13 protein-coding genes are annotated in these 15,991 nt (G+C 70.0%); 3 read left to right on the top strand and 10 right to left on the bottom strand.

Features of this window, described 5'->3' with window-relative positions; translation table 11 throughout:
- Positions 1-73 precede the first annotated feature (73 nt).
- The 4 genes from ilvC to AB0J68_RS11320 form a co-directional block, all read right to left on the bottom strand.
- The gene (ilvC, locus tag AB0J68_RS11335) at positions 74-1,087 is read right to left on the bottom strand and encodes a ketol-acid reductoisomerase (protein ID WP_355067008.1); all 1,014 of its coding nucleotides are present in this window, start codon (positions 1,085-1,087) and stop codon (positions 74-76) included.
- Positions 1,088-1,145: 58 nt separating this feature from the next.
- Positions 1,146-1,661 carry an acetolactate synthase small subunit gene (gene ilvN / locus AB0J68_RS11330; protein WP_088946549.1) on the bottom strand — a complete coding sequence of 172 codons (516 nt, stop codon included), beginning with the start codon at positions 1,659-1,661 and terminating at the stop codon, positions 1,146-1,148.
- Entirely contained in the window at positions 1,661-3,544 is a 1,884-nt protein-coding gene (locus AB0J68_RS11325; protein ID WP_354858697.1) for an acetolactate synthase large subunit, read from the bottom strand. Before AB0J68_RS11325 ends, ilvN begins: the two co-directional genes overlap by 1 nt.
- Before the next feature lie 188 nt (positions 3,545-3,732).
- A complete protein-coding gene (locus AB0J68_RS11320) occupies positions 3,733-6,105 on the bottom strand; it encodes an EAL domain-containing protein (protein ID WP_354858695.1) in 2,373 nt (790 codons plus the stop codon).
- 111 nt (positions 6,106-6,216) lie between these two features.
- Here AB0J68_RS11320 and ilvD point away from each other — a divergent pair, with 111 nt between their 5' ends.
- Positions 6,217-8,064 carry a dihydroxy-acid dehydratase gene (ilvD, locus tag AB0J68_RS11315; RefSeq protein ID WP_363937922.1) on the top strand — a complete coding sequence of 616 codons (1,848 nt, stop codon included), beginning with the start codon at positions 6,217-6,219 and terminating at the stop codon, positions 8,062-8,064.
- Between the two features lie 90 nt (positions 8,065-8,154).
- On the opposite strand, the gene AB0J68_RS11310 is transcribed toward ilvD, so the two are convergent.
- Both AB0J68_RS11310 and AB0J68_RS11305 read right to left on the bottom strand, forming a co-directional pair.
- On the bottom strand, positions 8,155-8,571 hold the full coding sequence (locus AB0J68_RS11310; protein ID WP_363937919.1) for a hypothetical protein: 417 nt from the start codon (positions 8,569-8,571) through the stop codon (positions 8,155-8,157).
- Complete coding sequence (locus AB0J68_RS11305) at positions 8,543-8,794, bottom strand: hypothetical protein (protein ID WP_363937917.1); 252 nt, start codon at positions 8,792-8,794, stop codon at positions 8,543-8,545. The genes AB0J68_RS11310 and AB0J68_RS11305 overlap by 29 nt, the downstream gene beginning before the upstream one ends.
- A gap of 308 nt (positions 8,795-9,102) precedes the next feature.
- On the opposite strand from AB0J68_RS11305, the gene AB0J68_RS11300 reads away from it, so the two are divergent.
- Positions 9,103-9,987: a helix-turn-helix transcriptional regulator gene (locus tag AB0J68_RS11300; protein WP_363937914.1), complete on the top strand. Its 885-nt coding sequence runs from the start codon at positions 9,103-9,105 to the stop codon at positions 9,985-9,987.
- Positions 9,980-10,171: a DUF397 domain-containing protein gene (locus AB0J68_RS11295; RefSeq protein WP_363937912.1), complete on the top strand. Its 192-nt coding sequence runs from the start codon at positions 9,980-9,982 to the stop codon at positions 10,169-10,171. The genes AB0J68_RS11300 and AB0J68_RS11295 overlap by 8 nt, the downstream gene beginning before the upstream one ends.
- 95 nt (positions 10,172-10,266) lie before the next feature.
- Here the strand turns inward: AB0J68_RS11295 and AB0J68_RS11290 are convergent, their stop codons facing one another.
- The 4 genes from AB0J68_RS11290 to AB0J68_RS11275 all read right to left on the bottom strand — a co-directional run bounded on the left by AB0J68_RS11290 (position 10,267) and on the right by AB0J68_RS11275 (position 15,931).
- Positions 10,267-10,953, bottom strand: coding sequence for a DUF4352 domain-containing protein (locus AB0J68_RS11290; protein WP_363937909.1), 687 nt, complete (start codon positions 10,951-10,953; stop codon positions 10,267-10,269).
- A gap of 615 nt (positions 10,954-11,568) precedes the next feature.
- Positions 11,569-14,013, bottom strand: a complete 2,445-nt coding sequence (locus tag AB0J68_RS11285; RefSeq protein ID WP_363937906.1) for a glycoside hydrolase family 2 protein — start codon at positions 14,011-14,013, stop codon at positions 11,569-11,571.
- Positions 14,010-14,852, bottom strand: coding sequence for a carbohydrate ABC transporter permease (locus AB0J68_RS11280; RefSeq protein WP_363937927.1), 843 nt, complete (start codon positions 14,850-14,852; stop codon positions 14,010-14,012). The genes AB0J68_RS11285 and AB0J68_RS11280 overlap by 4 nt, the downstream gene beginning before the upstream one ends.
- A 62-nt stretch (positions 14,853-14,914) precedes the next feature.
- Positions 14,915-15,931 (bottom strand): sugar ABC transporter permease, encoded by a 1,017-nt coding sequence (locus tag AB0J68_RS11275; protein ID WP_354858687.1) that lies wholly within the window; start codon positions 15,929-15,931, stop codon positions 14,915-14,917.
- Positions 15,932-15,991: the final 60 nt, after the last annotated feature.

Here is a 15,991-nt window from a genome sequence, read left to right as displayed (position 1 = left end):
TCTCACTCGGATTCGGCGAGGATCGCGTACAGCTTGCGCCGGGGCCGTCGGAGACTGTCGTCTGGCCGAGCGATCAGGCGGTCTCGGTGATCGGGCGGTCGACCCAGCTCATCATGCCGCGCAGCTTCTTGCCGGTCTCCTCGATCGGGTGCGCCGCACCCTCGGCCTGCCACTTCTTGAAGTTCGGCCGGCCGGCCTCGTCCTCGGCGACCCACTCGCGAGCGAACTCGCCGGACTGGATCTCGCCCAGGATCTTGCGCATCTCGTCCTTGACCCGGGAGTCGATGATGCGCGGGCCACGGGACAGGTCGCCGTACTCGGCGGTGTCGGAGATGCTGTACCGCATCTTCGCGATGCCGCCCTCGTACATGAGGTCGACGATCAGCTTCAGCTCGTGCAGGCACTCGAAGTAGGCCACCTCGGGGGCGTAACCGGCCTCGGTGAGCACCTCGAAGCCGGTCTGCACCAGGGCCGCCGCACCGCCGCAGAGCACCGCCTGCTCGCCGAAGAGGTCGGTCTCGGTCTCCTCGGTGAAGGTGGTCTTGATCGCGCCGGCCCGGGTGCCACCGATCCCCTTGGCGTACGCGAGGGCGAGCGCGAGCGCGTTGCCGCTGGCGTCCTGCTCGACGGCGACGAGGCAGGGCACGCCCTTGCCGTCGGCGTACTGGCGGCGGACCAGGTGACCCGGGCCCTTCGGTGCGACCATCGCCACGTCCACCTCGGCCGGGGGCTTGATCAGGCCGTACCGGATGTTGAAGCCGTGACCGAAGAAGAGCGCCTTGCCCGGGGCGAGGTGCGGCTCGATCGACTCGGTGTAGAGCTTGCGCTGGGCGGTGTCCGGCGCCAGCACCATGATCACGTCGGCCTCGGCGGCGGCCTGTGCCGGCGTGAGCACCCGCAGGCCCTGCTCCTCGGCCTTGGGACGACTCTTCGAGCCCTCCGGCAGACCGATCACCACGTCGACGCCCGAGTCCCGCAGCGACAGCGCGTGGGCGTGACCCTGGCTGCCGTAGCCGATCACCGCGACCTTCCTGGCCTGGATCAGGCCGAGGTCGGCATCATCGTCGTAGTACACCTCAACGCTCATGAGAAACTTCCCTTTCGTACGACGGCCTGAGTGGCCCGTCGTGGTCTGTGCGGATGGGTCAGGCGGCGCGCAGCGCGGGGCCGGCGGTGATCGAACGCGAGCCGCGCCCGATGGCCACCAGCCCGGACTGGACCATTTCCTTGATGCCGAAGGCCTCGAGGTCGCGCAGCAGCGCGTCGAGCTTGTCCGGTGTGCCGGTGGCCTCGATGGTCAGCGTGTCCGGTGCGACGTCGACCACCCGGGCACGGAACAGGTTGACCGTCTCCAGCACCTGCGACCGCGCGGACCGGTCGGCGCGAACCTTCACCAGCAGCAGCTCGCGGGCAACCGAGACCTGCGGATCCAGCTCAACGATCTTGAGCACGTTGACCAGCTTGTTCAGCTGCTTGGTGACCTGCTCCAGCGGGGACGACTCCGCGTTGACCACGATGGTGATCCGGGAGACGTCCGGGTTCTCGGTCTCGCCGACGGCGAGGCTGTCGATGTTGAACCCGCGCCGGGAGAACAGGCCGGAGACGCGGGCGAGCACGCCGGGCTTGTTCTCCACCAGCACGGACAGGGTGTGCATCGTCATTAAATGTCATCCTCGTCGAAGACCGGGCGGACGCCACGGGCGAACATGATCTCGTCGTTGCTGGTGCCGGCGGCGACCATCGGCCAGACCATCGCGTCCTTGCCGACCACGAAGTCGATCACCACGGGCGCGTCGTTGATCTCCATGGCGGCGGCGATGGTCTTGTCCACGTCAGCCGCGCTCTCGCACCGCAGCCCGACGCAGCCCAGGGCCTCGGCGAGCTTGACGAAGTCCGGAATGCGGTGCTTGTGGGTGCCGAGCTCGGTGTTGGAGTAGCGCTCGTTGTAGAAGAGCGTCTGCCACTGTCGGACCATGCCGAGATTGCCGTTGTTGATGACAGCGATCTTGACCGGGATGCCCTCCAACGCGCAGGTGGCCAACTCCTGGTTGGTCATCTGGAAGCAGCCGTCCCCGTCCACCGCCCAGACCACCGTGTCCGGCTTGCCGACCTTGGCGCCCATCGCCGCCGGAACCGCGTAGCCCATGGTGCCGAGACCGCCGGAATTCAACCAGGTGTACGGCTTCTCGTAGGAGATGAACTGCGACGCCCACATCTGGTGCTGGCCCACCCCGGCCACGAAGATCGCGTCGGAGCCGACGATCTCGCCCAGCCGCTTGATCACGTACTGCGGGGACAGGGTCCCGTCGACCGGCTCGTCGTAGCCCAGCGGGTAACGGTTGCGCAGGTCGTCCAGCTGCGTCCACCAGTCACCGAGGTCGGCGGTGTGCCCCGCCGACCGCTCAGCGGTGACCGCGGCGATCAGCTCGTCGATGACGTGCTTGGCGTCGCCGACGATCGGCACGTCCACGTGCCGGTTCTTGCCGATCTCGGCGGGGTCGATGTCCGCGTGCACCACCGCCGCGTCCGGGGCGAACGAGTCCAGTTTGCCGGTGACCCGGTCGTCGAAGCGTGCGCCCAGCGCGACGATCAGATCCGCCTTCTGCAGGCCGTAGACCGCAGCGACCGTGCCGTGCATGCCGGGCATCCCCAGGTGCTGCTGATGCGAGTCGGGGAACGCGCCGAGCGCCATCAGCGTGGTGACCACCGGGATGCCGGTCAGCTCGGCCAGCCGGCGCAGCCCGTCGGTCGCGCCGGCCTTGAGCACCCCGCCGCCGACGTAGAGCACCGGCCGCCGGGCCGCGGCCATCAACCGCGCCGCCTCCCGGATCTGCTTACCGTGCGGGTGCAGGGTGGGCCGGTAGCCGGGCAGGTCCAGGGTGGGCGGCCAGGAGAAGGTGGTCGACGCCTGGAGCACGTCCTTGGGGATGTCGACCAGCACCGGGCCGGGCCGGCCGGTGCTGGCCAGGTGGAACGCCTCGGCCAGCACCTGCGGGATCTCCTCGGCGGTCTGCACGAGGAAGTTGTGCTTGGTGATCGGCAGCGTGATGCCCTGGATGTCCGCCTCCTGGAAGGCGTCGGTGCCGATCGACGGGCGGGCCACCTGGCCGGTGATCGCCACCATCGCCACCGAGTCCATGTACGCGTCGGCGATCGGCGTGACCAGGTTGGTCGCACCCGGGCCGGAGGTCGCGATGCAGACGCCGACCTTGCCGGTGGCCTGCGCGTACCCGGTCGCGGCGTGCCCGGCGCCCTGCTCGTGGCGGACCAGGATGTGCCGGACGGTGGAGTCGTAGAGCGGGTCGTACGCCGGCAGGATCGCGCCGCCCGGGATGCCGAAGACGACGTCGACGCCGAGCGCCTCCAGGGACCGCACCAGCGAGCTGGCGCCGGAGACCTGGGCCGGGGCGGCTGTCCGTACGGCCGGGACAGCCGGGGTGGCCGCGGCGCGCGCGGCGGCGGGGTCGACGGTGCCGGCCGGGTCGGCGGTCGCGCGGGCCCGCCGGGCGGTGTGGGCGAGGGTCTCGGGCGTGGGTCTCGTCATGGTGGTTCTGGCCTTCGGCTGGAGTGGCTGGGGCTTGTTCAGCGATGCGAGGCGGGCGTGGGCCCGTCGCGACAGGTTCCGACGGCAATAAAAACGGCCCTCGTGCAGATGCACGGGGCCAGCGCACTCTCGATGAGGGAGAGTGCGCTCAGGTAAGTACTCGCAGCGACCGGTACGACGACATGCGGCTAAGCCTGACGCATCTCACGCGATGAGTCAACTGATCCCACATGTTGGTTGACGGAGGGCGGCGAGTCGGCTGACACCGCGCCACCACCAGACGGCGTGACCTGCCCGGACCCGCCGGCAACCCGGCGCGGAGCGGGCAGCGGGGAGGGCCGCGCACCCGGCGAGGTGGCCGCCTCCAGCATCGCCTCCAGGTGCTCGGCCGGCACTCCCCAGCCGAACAGCGCGCCCTGCCCGAACCGGCAGCCCGCGGCGACCACCGCGGCCAACTCGGTAGGCGTGGTGACCCCCTCGGCGATGACCTCCAGGCCCAACTGGTGGCCCAGCCGCATCACGATGTCGACCATGGGCGCGAACGCCGGACCGTCCTGGCCCACCGGGCGGACCGGCTCGTGCTCGGCGACCAGGCTGTGGTCGATCTTCAGAATGTCGATCGGCAGTCGGCGCAGCTGCCCCAGGGACGAGTAGCCGGCACCGAAGTCGTCCAGCGCGATCCGTACGCCGGTCAGCCGCAGCGCGGTCAGCCGCCGGATCAGCTCGTCCAGGTCGGTGGCGACCGCGTGCTCGGTGACCTCCAGCACCAGCCGCTGCGGCGGCACGTGGTGGGCGCGCAGGGCCTCGGCGACCTGGACCACGTACTCCGGGGCGTGCAGCTCGCGCGGCGAGACGTTCACCGAGACCCAGACGTCATGCCCGTCGGTCAGCCAACGGGAGAGCTGGTAGCAGGCCTGGTGCAGCACCCAGGCGCCGAGTGTGGCGATCATCCCGCACTCCTCGGCGAGCGGGATGAACTCGTCCGGGCGGATGTTGCCCAGCTCGGGGTGGTGCCAGCGCAGCAGCGCCTCGGCGCCGACCGGCCGCACCGACGGCAGCGAGGCCACCGGCTGGAAGGCCAGCCGCAGCTCGTCGCGCTCGATCGCGCCCCGCAGCTCGTGCTCCAGCGTGGTGCGGCGGCGCAGCAACTGGTCGTACGCGGCGTCGTAGCGCTCGATCCGGTTCTTGCCGCGTTGCTTGGCGTAGCGCAGCGCCAGATCGGCGTGGCGCAGCAGCAGCTCCACGTCGGGTTCGCCGGCCCACCCGGCCACGCCGATGCTCACGGACAGGAAGACCGGGCCCTCCGGCTGGTCGTACGGCCGGTTGAGCACGCCGAGCAGCCGCTCGGCCACCCGGTCCGCCTCGGTCGGTCGGGCCGGCATGAGTACGGCGAACTCGTCGCCGCCGAGCCGGGCCGCCACGTCACCCGGGCGCAGGTTGCCGCGCAGCCGGCGGCCCACCTCGGCCAACACGGCGTCGCCCACGTCGTGGCCCCGCATGTCGTTGACGTTCTTGAAGCCGTCCAGATCCAGACCGAGCAGCACGCACGGGGTGCCGGCCGCCGCGCCGTCGTGCAGCGCCCGCAGCAGCCCTCGCCGGTTGGCCAGCGACGTCAGGGGGTCGGTGTGCGCCAGCTCACGGAAGTGCGCCTCCCGCTCGGCCAGCCGGCCGGCGTAGTCCCGGACGTCCTTGAGGGTGAGGTACTGCCGGGCCACCAGGGCGAAGCCCTCGACGCTGCCGGCGACGATGCCGGGCGCCGTGAACCGCCCGTCCTGCAGGAGGTGGTACATCGCCGAGGCCGCCATGGCCAGCATCGGGGCGACGGCGTACTCGCCGTCGCGACCGATCAGGTCCAGCTCGACGTGCCCGGGCCGGTCGGCCTGGTGGACGGCGAGCGCGACGGTCAGCAGACCGGCGGCCAGCACCGCCGCGCCGGCGAGCGCCATGGTCGGCCCCGCCTGGCAGAGCCCGGCGCTGAGGCCCAAACCGCCGCAGCTCACCGCGCTGATCCCGGCCGCGAGCACGGCCAGCCGCTGACGCGGGGCGGCGGCCCGGAAGACGACGATCACGGCGAGGCCGGCGCCGAGCGCCGCGCTCACCGTCGCCACCAGGATCGCCGGGCAGGCCATCGGCGTGGCGGCGCCGAGCAGCCGGGTCGGCTCGGAGAAGAGCACCCAGCCGACGAACCACAGCGCCGCCGCCATGGTCAGACCGTCCAGGGCGAGCCGGGCGGTCCCCGCGGCGGTGGCGGCGACCCCCGGCAGCCGGAGCAGCCCGGCCGCGAAGGCCAGCCCGCTCACCGCCGTGCCGATCGCCGCCACGGTGGCCCAGCCGGTGCGCTGGCTCTGCTCGTGGGCCCAGTGCTCGTTGGTGGAGAGCACGGCCACCAGACCGACCAACAGGCTGGCCAGGGACGTCCCGGCGGCTGCCGCGAGCAGCAGGTGCGCCGGCCGGCGCGGCCCGCTGCGCCGCCGCGCGACCATGGTCAGCAGCACGGTGGCCGCAGCTGCGACCACGCCGCTCAGCGCCGCGACGGCGACCATGCCCGGGGGGAGATGCACGCCATCAAGAGTGCCGGATGAGTGCACGCCGTGGGAGACCGGATGTGCATCTGTTGGGACACGGCGGATACTCCGGATGCCTGACGCGGCGGCGGTGTCATGCTGGTACACATGCCTGAGCTGCGATCGAGGACTTCCACACACGGTCGGACGATGGCCGGCGCCCGGGCCCTCTGGCGGGCCACCGGGATGACCGACGACGATTTCGGAAAGCCGATCGTCGCCATCGCCAACAGTTTCACCCAGTTCGTGCCCGGTCACGTCCACCTGAAGGACATGGGCGGTCTGGTCGCCGACGCGGTGGCCGAGGCCGGCGGCGTCGGCCGGGAGTTCAACACGATCGCGGTCGACGACGGCATCGCGATGGGCCACGGCGGCATGCTCTACTCCCTGCCCAGCCGCGAGTTGATCGCCGACGCGGTGGAGTACATGGTCAACGCGCACTGCGCGGACGCCCTGGTCTGCATCTCGAACTGCGACAAGATCACCCCGGGCATGCTGCTGGCCGCGCTGCGGCTCAACATCCCGACCGTCTTCGTCTCCGGCGGCCCGATGGAGGCCGGCAAGACGACGGCGATCGAGGGCGTCGTGCACAGCAAGATCGACCTGATCGACGCGATGATCGCTTCCTCGAACGAGGCGGTGACCGACGAGCAGCTCGGCGAGATCGAGCGCTCCGCCTGCCCCACCTGCGGCTCCTGCTCCGGGATGTTCACCGCCAACTCGATGAACTGCCTCACCGAGGCCATCGGGCTGGCGCTGCCCGGCAACGGTTCGACGCTGGCCACCCACGCCGCGCGCCGGTCGCTCTTCGTCGAGGCCGGCCGCACCGTCGTGGACATCGCCAAGCGGTGGTACGACGGCGACGACGACTCGGTGCTGCCCCGTACGGTCGCCTCCAAGGCCGCCTTCGAGAACGCGGTCGCCCTGGACGTGGCGATGGGCGGCTCCACCAACACCGTGCTGCACCTGCTCGCCGCCGCCCGCGAGGCCGAGCTGGACTTCGGTGTCGCCGACATCGACGCCATCTCCCGGCGGGTTCCGTGCCTGGCCAAGGTCGCCCCGAACTCGCCGAAGTACCACATGGAGGACGTGCACCGGGCCGGTGGCATCCCGGCGATCCTCGGCGAGCTGGACCGGGCCGGGCAGCTCAACCGGAACGTGCACGCCGTGCACTCCCCTTCGCTGGCGCAGTGGCTCACCGACTGGGACGTGCGCGGCGGCTCGCCGACGCCGACGGCTGTCGAGCTGTTCCACGCCGCACCGGGCGGGGTGCGCACCGTCGAGCCCTTCTCCACCACCAACCGCTGGTCGACGCTGGACACCGACGCGGCCGAGGGCTGCATCCGCGACCGCGAGCACGCGTACTCCGCCGACGGCGGCCTCGCCATCCTGCACGGCAACCTGGCCCCGGACGGCTGCGTCGTGAAGACCGCCGGCGTGCCGGACGACTGTCTGACCTTCCGCGGCCCGGCGAAGGTCTACGAGTCGCAGGACGACGCGGTGACGGCGATCCTCGCCAAGGAGGTCGTCGCCGGCGACGTCGTGGTGATCCGCTACGAGGGCCCGAAGGGTGGCCCCGGCATGCAGGAGATGCTCTACCCCACCTCGTTCCTCAAGGGTCGCGGGCTGGGCCGCTCGTGCGCGCTGCTCACCGACGGCCGCTTCTCCGGCGGCACGTCCGGCCTCTCCATCGGCCACGCCTCCCCCGAGGCCGCCTCCGGAGGGCTGATCGCCCTGGTCCGCGAGGGCGACGAGATCGTCATCGACATCCCGGGCCGGTCGATCTCCCTCAACGTGGCCGAGGACGAGCTGGAGGCGCGACGGGTGGCCGAGGAGAAGCGCGACAAGCCGTACACCCCGACCAACCGGCAGCGGCCGGTGTCGGCGGCGCTGCGCGCGTACGCCTCGATGGCCACCTCAGCCAGCGACGGCGCCTACCGACGCGTCCCCGAGTAAGGCCCCGCGCCTGCGCTTGATCAACACGACTTCGCCGATGTCGCGGTATCCCGTCGAGTGGATACCGCCACATCGGCGATCTCGTGTCGATCAAGGCCGCCGACATGCCTCACGCCCACCGCAGGTCGCGTAGGTCGGGAGCTTCGGCGAGGAGGCGTACGCCGCCGTCGTCGTGCCGGTGCACAATGCAGTTGGCACGGGTGAAGCGGACGGTGACCACCTGCCCGGCGTGCTGGGCGGCGTCGGTGCGGGCGGCCCGGCGACGGCGTCGGCCAGGCACTCGGCGCACCAGGCGAGCGCGGCGGCGAGGCTCGGCCGGTTGGGCAGGTGGTCGGGTCGGACGGGGGCGTGGCACGGTTTCACGTCGACCGGCCAGTTCAGCCCGTCGGCCAGCAGCGGGTCGCCGGAGTTGTGCCGCAGGTCGTCCATGCCCACGACGAGGGCCAGGTCGAGTCGGGGCAGGTGACGACGACGGGGGTCACCGGCGCCGCCGGGACGCGCAGTCACCGTCGTGCTCCACCCGCCGCACACACCGCCGGCCGCCGTCGAGCGGCAGGTCGCAGAAGACCCGATGGCGTACGCCCTGGGAGTCCTCGGCCGACACCGTTGTCTCACCGGCGTCCACCTCGGACAAGAAGCTCAACGATCGGGCCAGGGTGCCGGCGAGATGCTGGGCGGCCGGCAGGTCGGCGGCGGTGAACGGCAGGTGCGCCACCCACCGGGCGCTCACCGGCGGGCCGCCATATCCTCGCGGGTCCGCCGGCTGCGCTGGCGTCTGCTGACCGGCCGGGGCGGCTCGGCCCAGAGATGACGGAGAAACGCGCGCACGAAACAGCACCACCCTTCCTCACAAATTGTTCGACATACACCGACGTGGGAATTGCGCGTCCATCGCCGTTGTCGGACCAATCTTGTAAGGTCGGAAGCACCATCGCAATGAATGTCCACTCACACTGTTCCGATAATTGTGCGCAACATTCCCCTGTTGCAGAACGGCTCTCGGGATGTTGCAAAACTCAACACAGGAAGGAGAGCCGGGTGGCCGATGACATGGGCTCGACGGTGCCCCGACGCCAGCTCGGCAGGGCGCTGCGTGACCTGCGCACCGAGGCGGGGGCGACCCTCGACGCGGTCGCCGAGGCGCTGGAGTGCAGCCGCCAGAAGGTGTGGCGGATCGAGAGCGGCCTCGGCTCGGTGCGTGGCGTCGACGTCCGGGCAATGTGCGAGCTGTACGGGGCAACGGACGGGCTGACCCACGCGCTGACCTCGCTGGCCAGTGAGACGAAAGCGAAGGGCTGGTGGCACGCGTACGGCGACGCCGTTCCGGAATGGTTCGAGCTGTACGTGGGGCTCGAATCTGCCGCGTCCAGACTCCGCTTCTACAAGAACAGTCTCGTGCCCGGCATTCTCCAGAGCCGGGACTACGCCCGGGGCATCTACCGCATCGACCAGCCCGACATGAGCGACGACGACCGGGAGCGCGCGGTCGAGCTTCGCCTGCAACGCCAGTCTCTTCTGACGCGTCGTCTGCCCCGGGCTCCGCAGGTGCAGGTGGTGCTCTGCGAATCGGTGCTCCTTCGGCCGGTGGGCAACGCCGAGACCATGGCCGGGCAACTCCACCACCTCTTGGCGATGACCCGGCTGCCGAACGTGTCGATTCGCGTGATGCCGCTGATCGCGGGGCCACATCACGGAACTGTTGCCGGCGAGTTCGTGCTCCTTGAGTTTCCGCTCGGGAACCGAACCACCCCCGAGCCTCCACTGGTTTACAGCGAGTCGATCACCGGCGCCCTCTACCTCGACCGTCCCCACGAGTTCGCGACCTACGAGAAGGTCTGGTCGAGCCTGCTGTCACTCACCCTCGATGAGGGACAATCGTTCCAACTGATCAATAAGATCATCGGGGAGGTTCACCATGGTTGACCTGACCGGCGCCCATTGGCGCAAAAGCACCCGCAGCGCGGGCAACGGCGGTGAGTGTGTCGAGGTTGCCGACAACCTGCCCGGCATCGTCGCCGTACGCGACAGCAAGGACCCGCACGGCCCGGCTCTCACCTTCACCCCCGCCGCTTGGACCACCTTCGTGGGAAGCATCCATCGCTGCTGACCGACCGCCCATGCCGGGCTCGGGTGTTCCCACAACCGCAAAGAGTGAGGTCCCCGGCACATGCGGGGACCTCACCGGTCGGTCACGGCGAACGGTCACAGGACGACGACGGCGTCCTCAGCGAGGGTGAACAGGCCCGCATCAAGAGTGACCGTCTTAAGCTTGGTGCCCTTCGGGACGTCGAAGAAGACATTCGCGGTCACCGAATTACCCGGGTTGATCTCGTCGAGGAATCCTTGCCCGTCATTGTTGCCGTAGATCCCGGCCTCCCCGTCCACCTCGTATTCTCGGCCACTTCCGTCCTGGGCGGTGATAGTGCCATCGGCATGGAAAGTATGCGCCTTCTTGGTGACGTTCTTGACGGTCACACTTATCCTGCAGAACGTGCCTTGCGCCTTGGTATTCAGGAATTCGTTCCCTACCTGAGAAATCCCACACTTTACATTCTTGACGGTGAACTCGAAGTCACCACCCCGAACCTTGTCGCCAACGCCGGCAGCCTTTGGCTTCGCAGGCTCGGGAGCTGCAGTCCGCTCCGCAGGTGCGGACGCCGCAAGATTCTCTGCCGGCGTCGACGCACTAGCGGAGGTAGGGCTACTCGTGTCGACGGAAGCACCATTGCTGACGGCCGCGGCGTCGGGTTTCTTGTCCTCGGATGACAGGCCCACCGCTATGGCGCCGCCGCAACACAGCACCACGAACGCACCGACTCCGATGAGGGTGGGCAGCAGCCATGAGGCGCGCTTCCGAGGGCCGGGGGTTGGCGGGAATTGGCCGGGCATGGTCGGAGGGAACTCCCCAGCATGCGGCGGCGGGAAGTGCTCGGCAGACGTATGCGAGAACTGAGCGCCTATTGGGATCGGCGGCTGTCCAGAGGGCGGCTGGTTCTGGGTGGGCTCATTGGAGGCCGTCATCGAGTGGTGTCTCCCGGGTCCTGGTCGGCGCTGCCGTGCAATAGGGAAGGTGCTCTGCACGATGCCACAGCGGGACGTGACAAAAGTCCTCCAGCCGGGCGGAGCCGTCACGACAAACAGCTCATGAGGCAACCGTTTCGACGAGCAGGCTGTCGCACCTTCAGACAACTGTTTACCGCTCGGCAGACCGCACCACAGCATGATCCGCGTACTGTCAGATATCCGCCAGCTAGTTTCTCCGCTCGACCGGAAGACGCGTTCTCCGGCTGGATGCCAGCGCAATTCAGCCTACTCAGCGCCCACGAATGCTGCCGACGTTCACTCCGAGCATTGCGCATGGCAGGCAGCACGCATCAAGCCCCTCCCAGCGGAAGGCGAGCACTCACTTCTGACGCCGACCTGCGGCGACTTGATCGACACGAGGTCGCCGATGTGGCGGTATCCACGAGACCGGATACCGCCACATCAGCGAAGTCGTGTTGATCACGCCAGGTCGTTAACGCTGCGGAGCACCGGGCGGGAGGTAAGGGCCGTCGGGTCCAGCGGGGCCCGGGACCGCACGGTGAATATCGTCGACTCGTCGGGCAGCAGGGTGACCAGGGCGCTGTCCACGGTGGCGGAGGCGTCCAGTCGGTCCGGGAAGAGGGTCAGGTCGCGCAGCACCGTGCGCGCCGTCACCCGGACCCGCTGACCGCCGTCGACCGGTTCGACAGTCGCGTCCCAGGCCGCCGCCGGCCAGTCGATGTCCCGGTCCTCGGCGAAGAACCACAGCGCCCGTTCGGCGGTCTCCCCCGCCTCGGCGACCAGCAGCTCCCGCCGGGCGTCCTCCGGCCGGGTCAGGTCCGCCGGCAGGGCCAGGGTGACCGCCGCGTACGCGGGGACGTCCAGCTCCACCGTCGTCTTCGCCCGGGGCTCCCCGTCGAGGGTCAGCCGGGTCACCGAGGCCGATGACCGCCACGGTTGGCCGGTCTCGTTCACCGCGACCAGGGCCAGGCCGCCGTCGCGGGGCTGCACGGTGAGCAACCAGTCGGCGTACGCGTGGCGCAGCGCGTACCACAGGGGTTTGCGGCGGCCGTCGCCGTCGACGGCCGACCAGGAGGTGACTGGCCAGCAGTCGTTGAGCTGCCAGACGATGGTGCCGGCGCAGATGTCGCGGTGGGAGCGGAAGTGCTCGACCCCCAGTTGGATGGCCCGCGCCTGGTTGAGCTGCGTGAGGTAGTGCCAGTCGTCGAAGTCGGCGGGCGACGGCAGGTGGGCGTCCAGGCCCCGCTGGAGCTTGGCGTCGCCGTCGGCGGCCTTCTGGTGGTGTGCCATGCCCGGCGAGTCGGAGGCGAGGGGTTCGTCGCTCAGCGCCCGGCGCAGGGTGGCGTACGCCGGTGGGGCCTGGTAGCCGAACTCGGCGACGAAGCGCGGGACGTACTCCCGGTATTTCGTGTAGTCGTCGGTGTTCCACACGTCCCAGATGTGGGTGGTGCCGTGCGCCGGGTCGTTGGGGTGGATCGTCTCGGTGCCCGACCAGGGGCTGCCCGGCCAGTACGGGCGCGTCGGGTCCAGCTCGCCGACGATGCGGGGCAGGACGTCGAGGTAGTAGCCGCGTCCCCAGGTGCGGCCCGCCAGTGGTTCCTGCCAGTCCCAGTCGTGCCAGCCCCAGATGTTCTCGTTGTTGCCGGTCCACAGGACCAGCGACGGGTGGGGCGTCAGCCGGGTCACCTGCTCGGCGGCCTCGGCGGCGACCTCGCTGGCGAACGGCTCCTCCTCGGGGTACGCGGCGCAGGCGAAGAGAAAGTCCTGCTGGACGAGCAGCCCGCGTTCGTCGGCGAGGTCGTAGAAGTCCTCCGACTCGTACCGGCCGCCGCCCCAGACGCGCAGCAGGTTGACGTTGGCCCCGATCGCCTGGTCGAACCGCCCGGCCAGCCGATCCCGCGTGATCCGGGTGGGGAACACGTCGTCGGGGATCCAGTTCACGCCGCGCACGACGACCGGAACGTCGTTGACCGACAGCACGAACGGGGTGCCGTGTTCGTCGGGGGTGGTGTCCAGTCGCACCGAGCGGAAGCCGACCCGCCGCGACCAGCCATCCAGGGTCTCGCCGTCCGGCGCGTGCAGGGTCACCTCCAGCAGGTGGCGGGCCTGTTCGCCGTACCCCCGTGGCCACCACAGCGCGGGCTCGCGGACGGTGAGGCTCAGCACGGCCGTGCGCTGCCCGGCCGGGACGACCACGTCCGCGCTGACGCCGGCGACGGTGGCGCGCACGGTCAGCGGGACGTCCGCGACGCGCTCGACCTCGACGTGCACGTCGACCCGGCCGTCACTGCCGGCGAGGGTGACCAGCGGGCGGACGGTGGCCAGCCGGGCGGTGGACCAGGCGTGCAGGCCGATGTCCTGCCAGATGCCGGCGGTCACCAGCGTGGGCCCCCAGTCCCAGCCGAAGTTGCAGGCCATCTTGCGGACGAACTGGAAGGGCTCCGGATACGCGTTGGGGCGGTCGCCGAGGCGGTCACGCTGCGCCTCGGCGTAGCGGTAGGCGGAGTCGAACGCGACGGCCAGGTCGTTGTCGCCGTCGCGCAGCAGCGAGGAGACGTCGAAGCGGTGGCCGCGGTGCATGTTCTCGGTACGGCCGACCTCGACCCCGTTGACGCTGATGGTGGCGACCGTGTCCAGGCCGGCGCAGACCAGGTCGATCCGGTCGTGGTGGCCGGGTGGGCGGCGGAAGGTCGTTCGGTAGTGCCAGTCGGTGCGCCCGATCCAGGCCAGGGACAGCTCGTTGTCGTCGAGGTACGGGTCGGGGATCAGCCCGGCGTCGAGCAGGTCAGTGTGCACGCAACCGGGCACGGTCGCCGGCACGGCCTGCCCGGCGATCGCGGCCGGCACCTGCGCTCCGGGTGCCGCCCGCAGGGTCCAGCCGTCGTGGAGTGCCTGTCGACTCAAGACTTCACCGCGCCTTCCATGATTCCGCGGACGATCTGTCGTCCACCGAGAAACAGCATGATCAGTAGGGGGATGGTCGCCACGAACGCCCCGGCGAGCACCCGACGGTAGATGACGTAGTTGCCGCTGGCCAGGTCGGAGATGGCCACCATCGAGGTCGGGAAGTCGGTGCCGCTCAGGGTGATCAGCGGCCACTGGAAGTCGTTCCAGGTTGCCACGAAGGTGAGCAGGCCGAGCACCGCGAGGGCCGGTCGGATCGCCGGCAGGACGATGGAGCGGTAGACCCGCATGGTGGTGGCCCCGTCCATCCGCGCCGACTCGATCAGCTCGTCGGGCACGGTGTTGAGGATGAACTGCCGCATGTAGAAGACGCCGAAGGCGGTGACCAGGCCCGGCGCGATCACGGCCAGCAGGGTGCCGTTCCAGCCCAGCTTGCCCATGACGATGTAGAGCGCGACGACGCCGAGCTGATTGGGCACGGTGAGGGTGAGCACCACGAACAGCATCAGCCACCGGCTGCCGGCGAAGCGCAGCTTGGCGAACGCGAACCCGGCGAGCGAGCAGAAGAGCAGCATCGAGGCGGTCACCACGGTCGCGACGATGACGCTGTTGACCAGCGACGCGGCGAAGTACACGTCCTGCAGGGAGAAGACCTCGTCGAGGTTGACGAGGAAACGGTCACCGGGGATCACCGTCGGCGGGAGCTGCGCCAGCGCCTCGTCGTCGCTGGTGGCGATGACGAACATCCAGTACAGCGGGAACGCCGCGAACAGCATGGTGGTGGCGAGCAGCAGGTACGTGCCGAGGCCGGCCGGGGTCTCCTGCGGGGCGCGGCCCATCAGGGCGGCCCGCCGGCGGCTCTTCGCGGCCGTCGGGCGGGGCGGTGCGGTGTCGACGGCGCTCACCTGGATCGCCCTCCGGAGAGTCGGTTGGTCAGCAGGGTGTTGATCCCGGCCACGACCAGGATGATCAGGAAGAGTGCCCAGCTCATCGCGGCCGCGTACCCGAGATTCAGGTCCTTCCAGCCGACCTTGTAGATCAGCTGGGCGATGGTCTGCCACTCGCCGTTCGGCCCGCCGGTGGCGGCCTGAGCCTGGAGGTCGAACAGCATGGGCTCGACGAAGAGCTGGAACCCGCCGATGGTGGACAGGATGACGGTGAACACGACGACCGGCTGGATCATCGGCACGGTGATCCGCCAGAGCTGCCGCCACGGGCCGGCGCCGTCGACCGCCGCGGCCTCGTAGACGTCACGCGGGATGGACTGCATGGCGGCCAGGTAGAGCAGCGCGTTGTAGCCGATCCACTTCCAGTTGACCATCGTGGCGATGGCGATCCAGGAGTGCACCTTGTCGGCCCGCCAGTCGATCGGGTCGTCACCGCCGACACCGAACAGGCCGAGCGCCCAGTTGGCCATCCCGAAGTCGCGGGAGAAGAAGACGCTGAACACCATCGTCGAGGCGACGATCGGTGTGACGTACGGCAGCAGCACGCCCACCCGCCACCAGGTCTGCGCCCGCAGCCGCCGGTTGAGCAGGGACGCCACGATCAGCGCGAGCAGCAGCTGGGGCACCGAGGACAGCAGGAAGATGCCGAAGGTGTTGTAGAGGGCGTTCCAGAAGTCCTCGTCGCCGAGGAGCTGCTGGAAGTTGCCCAGCCCCGCCCAGCCGGTCGCGTCGGGGTCGTCCAGCCGGTAGTTCCGGAGGGCCACCACGCCGTTGAAGATCAGCGGGAACAGCCCGAACGCCAGGAAGAGCAGGAAGAAGGGCGCGATCAGCACGTACGGCATGTAGCGCGAGTCGAACCGGTGCAGCCGGTCGCGCCAGGCGAGTCGGGGGCGGGCCGGGCCGGTGTCGTGGCCGTGCCGCCCGGCGGCTGGTCGGGCCGACGGCTCGGGCGCGGCGCGGGTCGTGGACATCGGGGCACTCCAGGGCCGAAGAGACAGGGGTACGACTGCGCGGAGGCGGGCCGTGTCCGG

The sequence above is a fragment of the Micromonospora sp. NPDC049580 genome (assembly GCF_040675595.1).
GTDB lineage: Bacteria > Actinomycetota > Actinomycetes > Mycobacteriales > Micromonosporaceae > Micromonospora.
The sequence above is the reverse complement of the archived record's forward strand: the minus strand, read 5'-3'. Positions and strand labels throughout refer to the sequence as shown.

Bases quoted from the DNA above. Each gene is read 5' to 3' on its own strand.
- AB0J68_RS11290 (WP_363937909.1), bottom strand. From the start codon at position 10,953: ATGCCCGGCCAATTCCCGCCAACCCCCGGCCCTCGGAAGCGCGCCTCA.
- AB0J68_RS11275 (WP_354858687.1), bottom strand. From the start codon at position 15,931: ATGTCCACGACCCGCGCCGCGCCCGAGCCGTCGGCCCGACCAGCCGCC.
- ilvN (WP_088946549.1), bottom strand. From the start codon at position 1,661: ATGACGATGCACACCCTGTCCGTGCTGGTGGAGAACAAGCCCGGCGTG.
- ilvD (WP_363937922.1), top strand. From the start codon at position 6,217: ATGCCTGAGCTGCGATCGAGGACTTCCACACACGGTCGGACGATGGCC.
- AB0J68_RS11295 (WP_363937912.1), top strand. From the start codon at position 9,980: ATGGTTGACCTGACCGGCGCCCATTGGCGCAAAAGCACCCGCAGCGCG.
- ilvC (WP_355067008.1), bottom strand. From the start codon at position 1,087: ATGAGCGTTGAGGTGTACTACGACGATGATGCCGACCTCGGCCTGATC.
- AB0J68_RS11280 (WP_363937927.1), bottom strand. From the start codon at position 14,852: ATGGGCCGCGCCCCGCAGGAGACCCCGGCCGGCCTCGGCACGTACCTG.
- AB0J68_RS11325 (WP_354858697.1), bottom strand. From the start codon at position 3,544: ATGACGAGACCCACGCCCGAGACCCTCGCCCACACCGCCCGGCGGGCC.